The following is a 963-nucleotide window of genomic DNA, read 5'->3' as shown; positions in this document are numbered from 1 at the left end:
ATACAGCTGTATTTAACGCCTACTATAATTTGCTTTAATTTTAAGCTGGTTTTAGCGTTGTTTTTCGTTCGTTGTAAAATGCAATTAAATCGTCAACCGTTGCTTGGCAGTATTCGCGTATACCCGAAACCACCATATGCTTTTCACCACACCCTACTTTAACGCCGTTTTCTAACAGGTTAAAACGTAGTGTAATTTTCCCGCGCTTACCTGCGTACTCAAAACTTGGCTCTGCAAACTCAAGTACTGGCGCTGTAATATCAAGATTATCAAGATTAATAAGCATTGATTCGTAAATGATCATCGGACGTGCAGGGTTAATCATTACCTCTTGCTTGCCCATTAACGGAATAATCACATGCGGAAAGGTAGTACCCGAAAACTCAACATAGTTTTTTATTAGGCTATTAGTCAATGTTGGGCATTGGCTGGTTTTACCTTTGCGCTTTACCTTTAAAATAACTTTTTCGCCATTGGTTACATCAAACTCATCTGCTCCCTCAGGAAAATGTAGTTTGGTGTTTTCATCAACCATACCGGCAAAGGTAAATTCCATTTGTTCACTAATACCATAGCGATCTAGTACCAATGAAAAAAGTAAGTCTCCTGGCGCGCAAAACTTTTTGGCATCTTTGTCATGAAGTGGATTAAAATCATCAGCTACGCATTTAGCGAATCGACAACCCTGCTCACGAGAGATAGAAACGTAATCAGCGTGCTGCTGAAAAAAAGGACTTAACATAGTGTGTTCACTGCTTAAACTGCTTATAACCTGCCCATACTACCAGAAAAAAAATATTGAGAGGTCGAATCTGTTCAATTATACCAATCTGCTTATATATGGGGTCTATTTAACGTTAAGAAAATTACGCTAGAACTAGGCAAAAATTTTTGTATCTAGTTGTTCTAAATAAAAAATGTTTAACGACGTTATAGTGCAATTTAATTCGTTAAATTGATAAA

General features: G+C 37.1%; 1 protein-coding gene. It reads right to left on the bottom strand.

Going from position 1 to position 963, the window contains the following annotated elements; genetic code table 11:
• Positions 1-40 precede the first annotated feature (40 nt).
• Positions 41-742, bottom strand: a complete 702-nt coding sequence (locus CWB66_RS21010) for a DUF3581 domain-containing protein (RefSeq protein ID WP_077535786.1) — start codon at positions 740-742, stop codon at positions 41-43.
• Positions 743-963 lie beyond the last annotated feature (221 nt).

This window comes from Pseudoalteromonas sp. S558 (assembly GCF_005886635.1).
Taxonomy (GTDB): domain Bacteria; phylum Pseudomonadota; class Gammaproteobacteria; order Enterobacterales; family Alteromonadaceae; genus Pseudoalteromonas; species Pseudoalteromonas aliena.
This window is presented reverse-complemented; position numbering and strand designations above follow the sequence as displayed.